At 46.0% G+C, this 14396-nt stretch carries 12 protein-coding genes; 7 read left to right on the top strand and 5 right to left on the bottom strand.

The features are described 5' to 3' along the window. Positions 1-89: 89 nt before the first annotated feature. The 6 genes from glnA (at position 90) to add (ending at position 8718) form a co-directional block, all read left to right on the top strand. Positions 90-1499: a glutamate--ammonia ligase gene (gene glnA, locus J8Z23_RS00585; RefSeq protein WP_005395023.1), complete on the top strand. Its 1410-nt coding sequence runs from the start codon at positions 90-92 to the stop codon at positions 1497-1499. 196 nt (positions 1500-1695) lie between these two features. Beyond that, positions 1696-2277, top strand: coding sequence for a DUF4124 domain-containing protein (locus J8Z23_RS00580; protein ID WP_182033376.1), 582 nt, complete (start codon positions 1696-1698; stop codon positions 2275-2277). 168 nt (positions 2278-2445) lie between these two features. Continuing rightward, entirely contained in the window at positions 2446-3456 is a 1011-nt protein-coding gene (glnL, locus tag J8Z23_RS00575) for a nitrogen regulation protein NR(II) (protein ID WP_234702571.1), read from the top strand. Between the two features lie 57 nt (positions 3457-3513). After that, positions 3514-4917, top strand: a complete 1404-nt coding sequence (gene glnG, locus J8Z23_RS00570; RefSeq protein ID WP_005395036.1) for a nitrogen regulation protein NR(I) — start codon at positions 3514-3516, stop codon at positions 4915-4917. A 102-nt stretch (positions 4918-5019) separates the two neighbouring features. Further along, the gene (locus J8Z23_RS00565; RefSeq protein ID WP_375223410.1) at positions 5020-7566 is read left to right on the top strand and encodes a bifunctional diguanylate cyclase/phosphodiesterase; all 2547 of its coding nucleotides are present in this window, start codon (positions 5020-5022) and stop codon (positions 7564-7566) included. A gap of 147 nt (positions 7567-7713) precedes the next feature. After that, positions 7714-8718 (top strand): adenosine deaminase, encoded by a 1005-nt coding sequence (add, locus tag J8Z23_RS00560; protein ID WP_005395038.1) that lies wholly within the window; start codon positions 7714-7716, stop codon positions 8716-8718. A 69-nt stretch (positions 8719-8787) separates the two neighbouring features. On the opposite strand, the gene hemN is transcribed toward add, so the two are convergent. From hemN to J8Z23_RS00535, 5 genes are all read right to left on the bottom strand, one after another. Then, the gene (gene hemN / locus J8Z23_RS00555; protein WP_109168673.1) at positions 8788-10179 is read right to left on the bottom strand and encodes an oxygen-independent coproporphyrinogen III oxidase; all 1392 of its coding nucleotides are present in this window, start codon (positions 10177-10179) and stop codon (positions 8788-8790) included. A 184-nt stretch (positions 10180-10363) separates the two neighbouring features. Then, positions 10364-10852, bottom strand: a complete 489-nt coding sequence (locus J8Z23_RS00550; protein WP_434634428.1) for a DUF2489 domain-containing protein — start codon at positions 10850-10852, stop codon at positions 10364-10366. Between the two features lie 7 nt (positions 10853-10859). Continuing rightward, positions 10860-11402 carry a Der GTPase-activating protein YihI gene (gene yihI, locus J8Z23_RS00545; RefSeq protein ID WP_005394455.1) on the bottom strand — a complete coding sequence of 181 codons (543 nt, stop codon included), beginning with the start codon at positions 11400-11402 and terminating at the stop codon, positions 10860-10862. Beyond that, a complete protein-coding gene (locus J8Z23_RS00540; protein ID WP_005394454.1) occupies positions 11402-12040 on the bottom strand; it encodes a class I SAM-dependent methyltransferase in 639 nt (212 codons plus the stop codon). The genes yihI and J8Z23_RS00540 overlap by 1 nt, the downstream gene beginning before the upstream one ends. Positions 12041-12880: 840 nt before the next feature. After that, positions 12881-13498, bottom strand: coding sequence for a c-type cytochrome (locus J8Z23_RS00535; RefSeq protein WP_005379248.1), 618 nt, complete (start codon positions 13496-13498; stop codon positions 12881-12883). Between the two features lie 159 nt (positions 13499-13657). Between J8Z23_RS00535 and yihA the strand changes: the two genes are divergently transcribed. Then, the gene (gene yihA / locus J8Z23_RS00530) at positions 13658-14317 is read left to right on the top strand and encodes a ribosome biogenesis GTP-binding protein YihA/YsxC (RefSeq protein WP_005394452.1); all 660 of its coding nucleotides are present in this window, start codon (positions 13658-13660) and stop codon (positions 14315-14317) included. Positions 14318-14396 lie beyond the last annotated feature (79 nt).

Here is a 14396-nt window from a genome sequence, read left to right as displayed (position 1 = left end):
AAAAGTCAAATTGATTAATCAATGCCAGGTTTCATGAATAATTCATAAATCGAGCTTTTACCGCTTATTAACACTGGAGGTTATCCAAGATGTCAGTAGAAAACGTTCTATCGCTGATCCAAGAAAACGAAGTTAAGTTTGTTGACCTACGCTTCACTGATACAAAAGGTAAAGAGCAGCACATTTCGATCCCTGCTCACCAAATCGACGCAGACTTCTTCGAAGAAGGTAAAATGTTCGATGGTTCATCAGTTGCTGGCTGGAAAGGTATCAACGAATCAGACATGGTAATGATGCCTGACGCATCTTCTGCTGTGCTTGACCCATTCACGGAAGACGCAACACTAAACATCCGTTGTGACATCTTAGAGCCGGCAACAATGCAAGGCTACGACCGTGACCCACGTTCTATCGCAAAACGCGCTGAAGACTTCATGCGCTCTACTGGCGTTGCAGATACTGTACTTATCGGTCCTGAGCCAGAATTCTTCCTATTTGACGACGTGAAATTCGCGACTGACATGTCAGGCTCTTTCTTCAAGATCGATGACGTAGAAGCAGCATGGAACACAGGTTCTGATTACGAAGAAGGTAACAAAGGTCACCGTCCAGGCGTTAAAGGTGGTTACTTCCCTGTAGCTCCAGTGGATTCATCTCAAGACATCCGTTCTGCTATGTGTCTAGTAATGGAAGAAATGGGTCTTGTTGTTGAAGCGCACCACCACGAAGTGGCAACAGCGGGTCAAAACGAAATCGCAACTCGTTTCAACACGCTAACAACCAAAGCTGACGAAATCCAAATCTACAAGTACGTTGTACACAACGTTGCTCACGCGTTTGGTAAAACGGCAACATTCATGCCTAAACCACTTGTTGGTGACAACGGTAGCGGTATGCACGTTCACCAATCTCTAGCGAAAGATGGTGTAAACCTATTTGCTGGTGACAAGTACGGCGGTCTATCTGAAATGGCGCTTTACTACATTGGCGGTATCATCAAACACGCTCGTGCAATCAACGCATTTGCTAACCCATCAACAAACTCGTACAAACGTCTTGTACCAGGCTTCGAAGCGCCAGTTATGCTTGCTTACTCTGCACGTAACCGCTCTGCTTCAATCCGTATCCCAGTGGTACCAAGCCCGAAAGCACGTCGTATCGAAGTTCGCTTTGGTGACCCAGCGGCTAACCCATACCTATGCTTTGCATCAATGCTAATGGCTGGTCTTGACGGTATTAAGAACAAGATCCACCCAGGCGAAGCAATGGATAAAGACCTTTACGATCTACCAGCAGAAGAAGCAGCAGAAATCCCAACGGTTGCATACTCACTGAAAGACGCACTAGCAGAGCTAGATGCTGATCGTGAATTCCTAACAGCGGGTGGTGTATTCTCTGACGACTTCATCGACTCTTACATCGAGCTGAAATCTCAGGACGTAGAGCGCGTGAACATGACAACTCACCCAGTTGAGTTCGAACTTTACTACTCTGTATAAGGTCGACACTGTGTAAAATGTAAACACAGCAACAAAATATTAGGCTCGCCTCGCAGGCGGGCCTTTTTTGTATTCGTCAGTCAAGATTCGACGTTTAACATGAGGGGATAATAAAAATACGCTTGGACTTTTTACCTTGTAGGTCAAAGAGCTAAGCCATTGAAACGTGAAATCATCGATCAAAAGAAGGTGAGCAATGAAAGTTCAGCTTATTCCATCGCTATGTGCTCTCAGCGGATTATTAATCGTCTCCATCGCATCAGCGCAGGTTGCTTATACATGGGTAGATAAAAATGGCGTGGTTCATTTTAGTGATACGCCAAACCAAGGTGCAAAAGCCATCGCGCTGCCAAACCTTGAAGCCAGCGCACCGGCTCCTAGGGTAGAAAGCACGGAATCACTCGCCCCTCAGACCAAGCCATCGAAAGAGCCACAAGACAAACCAGAAAAGAAAACCGATAAACCTCTCCCATTAAAGCTCTCGATGCTGACTCCTCAACATAACGAAACCATCCGCAGCAACCGAGGCATCATCAATATTCAACTGGAAACCAATCGCAAGCTTGGTATCGGTGAACAGTTGCAACTGTTGCTCGACGGAAAACCTTATGGTGCGCCACAAAGCCATATGACGTGGCAGTTAAACAATATTGACCGAGGCACCCACACACTGGCCGTGCACGCGAAAAGAAGCGGCAAGCTTATTGCATCTACTAGCCCTATAACGGTGCATTTACATAGAGCAAGTGTTAAGCCGACCGTAAAAGGGGCAAAATAGAATATCTGGTGAAAAAAATAGCATCACTGCGGTGCTTTTCACTTTTTCTTCTGAGATTTATTCGCCATACTTAACGTTCAATTGCACCATTATTGTGCAACGCACAATCTTAAAGCAAAACAAGGACGTAATGTGGATACCAGTCTTCCTAGTGCCATTCTCAACAACATGGTGACAGCAACACTGATTCTTGATGATGGATTGGCTATCCGTTATGCCAATCCGGCTGCCGAGTTGCTGTTTTCTCAAAGCGCGAAACGTATTGTTGAACAATCGCTTTCTCAATTGATTCAACATGCGTCGCTGGATCTCGCGCTGCTCACTCAACCATTGCAAAGTGGCCAAAGCATCACCGACAGTGACGTCACTTTCGTTGTTGATGGCCGCCCCTTAATGCTAGAGGTGACAGTTAGCCCAATCACTTGGCAAAAACAACTGATGTTACTCGTCGAGATGCGCAAAATTGATCAACAGCGCCGACTCTCTCAAGAACTGAACCAGCACGCCCAACAACAAGCGGCGAAACTGTTAGTCCGAGGGCTTGCACATGAGATCAAAAACCCGCTAGGTGGATTACGTGGTGCAGCGCAATTGCTAGAAAAAATGCTGCCAGAGCCTTCTCTCACAGAGTATACGCACATCATTATTGAGCAAGCCGACCGTTTAAGAGCGCTCGTTGATCGATTACTCGGGCCACAAAAGCCAGGTAAGAAGACACAAGAAAACTTGCATCAAATTCTGGAAAAGGTCCGCCAGTTGGTTGAATTAGAATCGCAACGTTCAATCGTGATTGAACGCGATTACGACCCGAGCTTGCCAGAAATTTTGATGGATGCGGACCAAATCGAACAGGCGATGCTTAATATCGTCAGTAATGCAGCGCAAATTCTTAGCCATCAAGAACACGGTAAAATCACCATTCGCACCAGAACGGTGCATCAAGCTAATATTCACGGCAAACGCTGTAAACTCGCTGCGCGTGTCGAAATCACAGACAACGGCCCAGGCATTCCACCGGAATTACAAGACACGCTGTTCTATCCCATGGTCAGTGGCCGCGAGGGAGGAACTGGCTTAGGGCTGTCTATTTCACAAAATTTGATCGACCAGCACAATGGAAAAATAGACGTAGAAAGCTGGCCTGGTCACACAACATTTACTATTTATTTGCCGATCTGATTGCGCTAATGGACTTCAAGTCGCATCAGTTTTTCGGTTTGCTGCAAGGATTACTACATGAGTAAAGGATATGTTTGGGTCGTTGATGACGACAGTTCCATTCGCTGGGTGATGGAGAAAACGCTCTCCTCTGCCAACATAAAATGCGAAACCTATGCCGATGGGGAAAGCGTTTTGATGGCGCTCGAACGCGAAGTACCAGATGTGCTGGTATCGGACATTCGCATGCCGGGCATTGATGGATTAGAGCTGCTAAAACAAGTACAGCGCGATTACCCAGACCTTCCCGTGATTATCATGACCGCCCACTCAGATTTGGATGCGGCAGTGAATGCGTACCAAAAAGGCGCCTTTGAATACTTACCAAAACCTTTTGATATCGATGAAACCTTAACGTTAGTTGAGCGAGCGATTGCACACAGTCACGAAAATAAACGTGAGCAACTCTCTCCAGAAGACATTCCAGCAGAAACGCCAGAAATCATCGGTGAAGCGCCAGCCATGCAAGAAGTATTTCGCGCCATTGGCCGTCTTTCTCGCTCCTCAATTTCAGTATTGATTAACGGTGAATCGGGCACGGGTAAAGAGCTCGTTGCTCATGCGTTGCACCGCCATAGTCCTCGCGCCAACAAACCTTTTATTGCACTCAATATGGCGGCGATTCCCAAAGATCTGATTGAGTCAGAGTTGTTTGGTCATGAAAAAGGGGCATTTACCGGGGCGAACAATGTTCGTCAGGGTCGATTCGAACAAGCCAATGGCGGCACCCTATTTTTAGACGAAATCGGTGACATGCCGTTAGATATTCAAACCCGTTTGCTGCGTGTTCTGGCCGATGGACAGTTTTATCGAGTGGGCGGTCACTCCCCAATCAGCGTCGACGTAAGGATTGTCGCGGCAACACACCAGAATTTAGAAAAGCTGGTGCATGAAGGCGATTTCCGTGAAGATTTATTCCATCGCTTGAACGTGATTCGAGTGCAGATTCCGGCATTGCGTGAACGTAAGCAGGACATCGAAAAACTTACGCAGCATTTTCTTATCCGAGCGGCTGATGAGCTGGGGGTCGAAACCAAAACTCTGCATCCGTCGACCGTTGAAATTCTTAACCGCCTTGATTGGCCGGGCAACGTGCGTCAATTAGAGAATATTTGCCGTTGGTTAACCGTCATGGCCAGTGGTAGCGAGGTATTGCCAAACGACTTACCAAGCGAACTGCTCGAAGAGAAAAAATCCATTTCGGACTCTGAGCATGGCAGCTGGCAAGAACAATTGGCGGATTGGGCACGTCAATCACTCGCGGCAGGAGATAAAGAACTGCTTTCTTATGCTTTACCAGAATTTGAGCGCATTTTATTAGAGGCCGCTTTGGAGCACACTAAAGGTCACAAGCAAGATGCCGCTAAAGTATTAGGCTGGGGGCGAAACACGCTTACCAGAAAATTAAAAGAATTGTACTGACAATCACTTACGTGGTGCGTTAACAACGAGAGTCGTTTGTCACTCGATATTAACAAAAATATCAGTACAATTGTGGCGCACCACCATCTATGTGATTAGGCAATGTCTACTGCTACGACTCAAATTACACTGCGTACCGCTGTTCTCATTCCATTTGTCATGATCTTCTTACTGGCGATCGGTGTCATTGTCTACGTCCAAAAGCAAAGCTACGAAGAAGTGGTCACAGATATCAGCGACAAACAACTTTCCGTGTTAACCGAAAGTGTCCACGACCACCTTAATAGCTATCTGCGCAAGCCGTTTACTGCGGTTATGGCTCTCGCGCATAACGTCAGCTATCACAACCTTTATCACCCTCACGACACCTCAGATATTCAAAGCTACCTGCTGAGTGCATTCAAAAACCTTTACCAATCGATACCGCAGTTGGATGTCATCGCATTTGGTTCAGAAAGCGGTGACTTTGCCGGGTTCCGCCGCGAGCTTTCCGACGATTACACCTTAATGGTTCAAGATCGATATACCGATGGTGATCTGATTATTTATGGCACCAACCATGTGAGTAATAGCATTCGAACGGTTATCTCTCCATACGATCCTCGCACTCGCCCATGGTATACGCCCGTCGCTGAGACTCAAACCTCGATGTGGTCTGAGATTTATACGAATGCCGATGAACGCCAGGATATTACGCTGTCAGCCATGACACCGGTGTATAAACACGACCAATTTGCTGGCGTTTTGGTGACAGACATTCGTATCAATACATTCAACGAATTTCTGCGCGAGTTAAAATACAACACCAAAGCTTCGGTCTACATCATGGACCCAGATCATCGTTTAATCGCTCACTCAGGCCCGGGAAGCGTCATCTCATGGGGCACAAAGTTTTCTGATAAAGGGCAGCGTTTGTTTGCGGCTGAAAACGCAGATCCGATCATCAAAATCAGTGCGAGCCGCGTTCGGTCGTTTGATCTCAACAATACTAAGCAACCTTACACCTTTTCATTTGAGCATGACGGCCAACGTATTTTCAGCCGACTAACCCCATACCGAGATCAAAACGGTTTAACATGGTTTATTGGCACCTCTATATCTGAATCCGAGTTGCTGGGTACATTGCCGAAAAGCCAACAAAAGAGTTGGCTGGTCGGGTTTATCGTCAGCTTATTTGGTATCGCCATCAGTTGGATCATTTTCAACCGAGTCACCAGACCGATTAACGCGACGGCCGACGCCGCCCAACACCTTGCGAATGGCGATTGGGACAGCAGTATGCCAAAACCTGGTTATGTGTATGAGACAACGGTACTTGTGCATGCCTTTAATGAGATGACGAGTAACCTCAGAGCCTCATTTAAAGCGTTGCGTGAGCAGTTGGTTTATGACTCTCTGACACGCTTATACAGTCGTCAGGGCTTGGTCGAAATCTGTGAGAACCAATCTCACCTGTGCCACGGCAGTTTATTTTTACTTGGTATCAACAAATTTAGAGATATCAACGACAGTGTGGGTCATCATAACGGTGATCAACTGTTGGTCAGCATCGCAGAAAGGCTAAAACAAGAGTTTAGTGATAACGCGTTACTGGCTCGGATTGGCGGTGATGAGTTCGCAGTGTTTCTCTCAAACGCCGATACTGAAGCCAAAGTTAAACAAACCGAGCGTCGATTACAGCAACTCTTTTCCACCCCATTTATGGTGGAAGGTGAGAATGTAGTGATGAAGATTTCACTTGGCATTGTGCAAACCCAACCAAATGAAACCATGCCGCTGTGGCTTCGCAACGCCAGCATCGCATTAAGCTACGCCAAGCAAGACTCACTGACCGGTGTCTGTCATTACAGCCCTGAACTGGCAAGCGCTTCAAAGTTCCGCACCCAAATGCTGACTAAGATTCAAACTGGCATCGAAAACCAAGAGTTTGTCCCTCATTATCAACCTATTGTGGATCTCGCTAGTGGTAATGTGTGTGGCGCAGAAGCGCTGGCGCGCTGGCACAGTGACTCAGGAATGGTGTCACCATTAGATTTTATTCCAATCGCAGAAGAAAGCGGCATGATCAAAGCCATTGGCCAACAAATTCTGTTACAAGCTTGCCGCGATACATACCAAGCCATTCAAAGTAATCAGTGGCCATCAGACTTCCAACTGCATGTGAACATCTCCGTTAATCAACTGTCCTGCCCTGATTTTGTCGATACGGTGACCAACGTATTGGATATCACAAAATTACCCGCCAGTAACCTAACACTGGAGATCACCGAGTCGCGCATTATTGATAGCGCACCAACCACACTGGAAAATATGACCAAACTGCGTGATATGGGGATTGGTATCGCGATCGATGATTTCGGTACCGGTTACTCATCACTGGGTTATCTTCACTCACTGCCATTTACTTGTTTGAAGATTGATCGCACCTTCATCAATCAACTCACGCAAGAAAACTTAGACAGTTCGGTCGTTGCTGCGGTCATCAATATCACCGCGGGCCTCAAAACCAATGTCGTCGCAGAAGGCGTAGAGGATAGCAATCAAGCACAATTACTGCGCTCTTTAGGCTGCAACCAAGTGCAAGGCTTCTATTACAGCCGTCCAATGCCACTAGAAGAGTGGCCAACACATTTGGTTAACATGAAGTAGAAAAGAGCGAGAATCGTTGATTTCCTAGTCATCCTCTACTGACAATCTACCTAACTGTTATTTATACTTAACTGCAAATCTTACCCATGTATTGTCACAGATGATGTTTGGGCCCTGTTCCAGTTCATAACTATCCGGATCGACATAATGATAACGAAGAACCTTCCTCTTACTGATTTGCACCGCCACCTAGACGGTAACATTCGTACTAAAACGATTCTTGAGCTTGGCCAAAAATTTGGTATTGCTCTGCCAGCGTACGATATTGAGTCTCTAACTCCTCACGTTCAAATTGTCGAAGCGGAACCCTCTCTTGTTGCTTTCCTTTCTAAGCTCGACTGGGGTGTTGCGGTACTGGGCGACCTAGATGCATGTCGTCGTGTGGCGTACGAAAACGTGGAAGACGCACTAAACGCTCAAATCGATTACGCTGAACTGCGTTTCTCACCATACTACATGGCAATGAAACACAAGTTACCAGTAGCGGGTGTTGTTGAAGCAGTCGTGGACGGTGTGCAAGCGGGTATGCGCGATTTTGGCGTGAAAGCCAACCTGATCGGCATCATGAGCCGCACATTTGGCACCGACGCGTGCCAACAAGAACTGGACGGCATTCTGAGCCAAAAAGATCACATCGTTGCTGTCGACTTGGCGGGTGACGAACTGGGCCAACCGGGCGATCGCTTTGTGTCTCACTTCAAACAAGTACGCGACGCTGGCCTTGGGGTAACGGTTCATGCTGGTGAAGCAGCAGGTGCAGAGAGCATGTGGCAAGCAATCAATGAGCTGGGCGCAACTCGTATCGGTCACGGCGTAAAAGCGATCCACGATCCAAAACTGATGGATTACCTAGCAGAAAACCGCATTGGTATTGAGTCTTGCCTAACATCAAACTACCAAACAAGCACGGTAGAAACGTTAGAAAACCACCCCCTCAAACAGTTCCTAGAGCATGGCGTTCTTGCGTGTCTGAACACTGACGACCCTGCGGTTGAAGGTATTGAGCTGCCATACGAATACGAAGTAGCGGCACCAGCAGCTGGTCTGAGCCAAGACCAGATTCGCCAAGCACAAATCAATGGTCTTGAGATTGCATTCCTTTCAGAAGCAGAAAAAGCGGAACTGAAAGCAAAAGTAAAAGATCGCGCTTAAATCCAGCGAAAACATAAAAAAATGCCAGCATCTGCTGGCATTTTTTATATCTTGAATCGGCGTCTATGATTAGATAACACGAGAGAATTGTTGCTGACGCGCCTTCGCTCGCAGGTACTTATCGAAGCTCATACAAATATTACGGATCAGCAAACGACCTCGCAGCGTCACACGAATTTCATTGTCATCCACTTCCACCAGCTCATCGTTGATGAAGGTCTGAAGTAGCTGCAAGTCTTCTTTAAAGTACTGATCAAACTTCACTTTAAACTCAGACTCGATCGCTTTCTTGTCTAGTTTAAAATTACAAATCAGCTGCTTGATCACTTCGCGACGCAGCAAATCATCAGAGTCCAGCGAGACCCCTTTCCACAGTGCGTGACGAAGTTCGTTGACTTGAGCGTAGTATTTCTTCAGCTCTTTCTGGTTTTGCGCGTATGCATCGCCGATCATCGAGATTGCAGAGACACCAAAGCCAACCAAATCACATTCACCTTGTGTGGTGTAGCCTTGGAAGTTGCGATGCAAAATACCTTCGCGCTGAGCAACGGCAAGTTCGTCATCAGGCAATGCAAAATGGTCCATACCGATGAACTGGTAGCCAGCACCAGTCAATGTCGCGATGGTGTCTTGCAGAATCGCCATCTTCTCTTCTGCTTTAGGCAGATCTTCGTCTTTAATCTTACGCTGCGCTGCAAATAGCTGTGGCATGTGCGCGTAGTTAAATACGGACAGACGGCCCGGCTGCATTTCCAGTACTTGTTCTAACGTCTTGGCAAAAGAGACTTTGGTTTGCTTTGGCAAGCCGTAGATCAAATCTAGGTTTGTCGAACGGAAACCCAACTCTTTTGCGCGCGCAACCATCGCAAAGATGAACTCTTCATCTTGCTCACGGTTCACCAGCTTTTGCACTTCTTTGTTGAAGTCCTGAACACCGATGCTCAAGCGGTTAAAGCCTTCGCTACGCAGGTGATCCAACATGGTGATCTGAATTTCACGCGGGTCAACTTCGATACTGATTTCAGCATCACTGCTAAAGGTAAACTCTTGGCGCAACAGGCTCATTACGCGTGTAATTTGCTTTTCAGAAAGGAACGTTGGCGTACCACCACCAAAGTGCAATTGCGTTACCGTTCTGCCCACCAATAAGGCTGCACGTTGACGAATCTCATGCTCAAGCACATCGAGGTATTCGTCCGCTTTGTGCGAGTGGCGCGTGATGACTTTATTACAACCACAGTAGTAACAAAGCTTGTGACAGAACGGAATGTGCACGTACAGCGATAATGGGCGGTCTGGGTACTGAGTGCATGCCATATCATAATCAGAAATGGTGAACGCTTCATGGAACTCCAGCGCCGTTGGGTACGACGTGTAGCGAGGACCGGAATAGTTGTACTTATCCAATACCGCTTGATCCCAGACGATTTGCTGCTTCGATTCAGTGTGTTGATTCGACATGGTGGTACTTTCCGTTAAATGCTAGGGCAACGAAAGCCGTCACCCGATATTCAGAGCCGCTATTTTGCCATACGACGATGACAAGCGTGGCAACGCCGACTGGCTTTTTAATTATAAAACTAAAGAAGTGCTAGCGTGATCACGATACCCCCAGCAGTCATAAGGAAACCATTGGGGGTAACTATTAAATCATCTGAATATTGATTTGATTATTCAGTGGCTGGACGTTTTTCTGCAACACTTTGAGCTCTTCAATGATCGCATCAGTGAGGCGGCTTTCCGCTTTATGACGCGTCAAGTTCTGTTGCATACGCTCTTTCTTGGCAAGTTGTTGGCGTTCTTCACCACGCGCCATATCTTTCACGATATGGTAAAGCTCAGAAATTGCTGGGTACGTTTTATCAAAATCGACACGGTCTTCACCTTGTACATAATCCATGATGTTATACACACGAATACTGATTTCAGATAAATCGCATTGGCCTTGAATACCCGCCTGACACAAGGTATGCACATTCTCAAAAATGTTGGCGTTACGTTTATCTATCGCCAATTTTTGATGCTTTAGCTGCAATTCCTTTTGCTTATTCAATTGAAGCAGAAGGTAACCTGCATAAGAAGCAAGTGCGATGATAATCACAACACCAGCAATAGCTAATAAGGTTACATTCATAGCTTAATTATCCTTTGTAGTCGTCGAAGTTAATGTCGTCGAAATCTGCCAGCAAGTCATCATCATTGCGCGTGCTTTTCTCAGCAGGAGCAGTGAAGTCTTCCTCTTCTTCAGGTTCCAACAAACCTAGTTGGTCCATTAACTTCTCAATGCGGTCGAGCTTCTCATCGACGTATTTCTGTAGACCTGTGCCTAGGTTTTCACCCGCTTCAATACGGTCTAGCAACACGTTCAATTGCGCGTCATTTTCTAGCATCTCTAGTTCTTGCTCTGCCGACAAACGACGCTCTTGCTTCGTCATTTTCTTCGCAGGCTCAACAACCAGAGGAATTTTCTTTTTACTGCCTAAACGCGGGTCGCGGTTTTGTGCAGCAGCTTGCTTTTTCTGCTCGTTAACTTCTGAGTTACGGTTACCCGTTTTCAAGCCTTTGCGCTTTTTAGCACGCTTGCGTAGGCGGCCTTCCACATCAGATTCTGTACGGTTACGAGTTACAACAAACTCAGGTGCGCCAGCGGCACCTGGCTTTCTAGATTTTTTACTACGGCTCATTACTGGGGTTTCCTCAGTAAAATTACATCATTACCAATAAATTCGAGTTCGAGCTTATCCCGCTCTGCTAGGAACTGGAACGTGTCACGACTAAAGAACACTACATGAGTGAGATCGTTCTTATAATGCCATGATTTGAAAGCCTCCACGTCGATGACCATTTTCGTCATCAGGCCTATCCAGCCCCCTGGCTTAACTAAATTCAACCATTGCTTCCACACCAAGTCTGGGTGGTAGAGGTGCTCTATCACCTCTGTTGCTGTCATGAAGTCATACGTTTTTTCTAAAACCGACGTATCAGGGTGGTAGTAGAGGTCGTACAACGCCATGTTGTGCCCCGCCTCTTCCAACATTAAGGAAAGCGTTGGGCCAGGACCACAACCAAAGTCGATACCATTTGATTGTGGAGAAATTCGCTCTGTGATCGGGTCAGCAATACGCGACAAAAAGCGTCGGTAACCTAAATCTTCAGGGTTGTTCTCATGCAAATCATAGTGAGCTTTTTCGGTTTCCGCATCCAAACGTTGGTCTGGATTCACAAACACCAAACTGCACTGCTCACATTGAAGATATTCACGTCGCTTATCTTCAAAATAGTGGTGAGTACGCTGATTTTGGCATAAAGGACAGGTATGCATGCTGACTTCCTCAAACAGGGATGCGAAACATACCAGAAAGTGAACTCAGATTGGAGTGTTACTGCGCATTTTTTCAGCAATTTTTGTTAAAAAACTTTGTTTACAACCCATCGAAGTAAATAAGTGCAGTAATCGTAATTCAGATTGCGACTTACCAAGAGAAAAGAATATAAAAAAAGCGACAGTCAGACTGTCGCTTTCTAAGTGCCATCAATTGGCGAAACTGTGTTGCACACATTTGGTGCACCAATGATCCCTTTGTTTTTCGAGCTTTCCCTGCCAAAAAGAGTTGTTTTTCATCTTCCTGATGAGTTTTGGCTATCCGTTTACTTCCTGTCTACTGAGCAACTTCCTGTGCCTGATCCGTTTCACTGTCTTAACCGTCAGACGAGATGACCATCCTTATCAGATAGGCTCCCTACCTATCTAAATCCCTTTCTAAATCACCAAGCATCCGAGCTACATCCTTGGAGACCTAAACCGTGGTCTTAAATCCTTACATTCACCCCCTGTGAACAACTTCTACTTTACGCCATCCCGCGATGCTCACAAGTAATGGGTTGAAAAAATAATCCGCCTATTTTTATAAAAATATCAAAATTATCATTTAATCAAAAACTTAAAAACACCAACAAGAAAAAGCCAACCTCAAGTATGGCAAATGTCTCACAAACTACCGAGCTAACTATCGCTTTCGAACTCAAAGTCGACTGTGATATTTGTCACGAACAAAAATGCCCTAGCGAATTCACTAGGGCATTTTTGTATAAGTTGCTCGAACGATGTAGGGACATCTACCCAACCAGCTCAAGATGCAGGATCTTGAGCGATTTAGGTATATTAGTGCAGACCGCCAACGTATTTAGACAGCACTTCGATATCTTCGTCTGTCATTTTCTTCGCGATGTCGCGCATCATGGCATTCATATCATTACCACGGTCGCCATCACGGAATTTTTCTAGCTGAGCTTTGATGTAGTCAGCATGCTGACCAGAAATTTTCGGGAAACCTGAAAGCTCAGTACCATTGCCACGAGGACCATGACATGCAATACATGCGGTTAGGCCACGCTCGGCATCACCAGCGGTATAAAGCGTTTTGCCTTTTGCTACCACATCTTCAGGTGTTGAGTTTTCTGAAACTGGTAGCGAAGCGTAGTAAGCAGATAGGTCTGCGATATCTTCATCGCTCAGTGGCATTGCCATACCACTCATTACAGGATCGTAACGACCTTGTTTACCACCACTTGTCATGCCTAGCTTAAGTTCTTTTAACTGCTTCTCAAGATACTTAGCGTGTTGGCCTGCGAGTTTCGGGTACGTTGTTATTGCACTGTTGCCATCTGCTCCGTGACAGGCGACACAGGTTTGTGATTTTGCTTTACCAGCCTCAATATTACCTTGGGCCCATACTGAGCAACTGGCTAAAAGACTCAAAATTAGCGCTAATTTCTTCATGACATTCCATTATAATTATCAAGCTTCCAGTACCACGGAATGTGAACATACCGCGTACACTCATGGTACAATAGGCGACCTTATGCCGAGCACGGTTATTTTACACATTTTCACAAAAAAGTAATCAATCGACTACACAAAGTCGAGATGGAGTTAACAGTGAGCGTAAAAATTCATTACCAAAATACGCATTTCATCACCAGCGCACCCGATATTCGTCACCTACCGGAAGACGAAGGTGTCGAAATTGCGTTTGCAGGACGCTCAAACGCTGGTAAATCGAGTGCACTTAACCGTCTAACTAATCAAAAAAGCTTAGCCAAGACATCAAAGACACCTGGTCGTACGCAATTAATCAACCTTTTCAAAGTAGAAGAAGGTTGTCACATTGTCGATCTACCTGGATACGGTTTTGCTCAAGTACCGGTAGAGATGAAAAACAAATGGCAGAAATCTTTAGGTGAATACCTACAGAAACGCGAGTGCCTAAAAGGCTTAGTGGTTCTGATGGACATTCGTCATCCAATGAAAGATCTCGACCAGCAAATGATTTTCTGGGCCATCGATAGCCACATTCCTGTGCAAGTTTTGCTAACCAAAGCAGATAAACTAAAAAGTGGCGCACGCAAACAAACCCTGCTGAAAGTTCGCAAACAAGTGGAAACTTTCGGTGGCGACGTTTCCGTTGATGTGTTCTCTTCCCTTAAAGGATTAGGCGTTGATCAGCTGCGTGCAAAACTAGATACCTGGTTTGCACCGGCGCTCGCACACCTGATAGAAGAAGGCGAACTGGATACCCCAGCAAGCGACGAAGAATAATTAACAATATTTGTTAAATTTTTTCGACACGGCCCTACCATTTGGTGGGGCTTTTGTTTATCTGAGCTAAATAACAGGC

The sequence above is a fragment of the Vibrio sp. SCSIO 43086 genome (genome assembly GCF_051132235.1).
Lineage (GTDB): Bacteria > Pseudomonadota > Gammaproteobacteria > Enterobacterales > Vibrionaceae > Vibrio > Vibrio diabolicus.
Note: the sequence above shows the minus strand (reverse complement) of the source record. Positions and strands in the feature narration are given on the sequence as shown.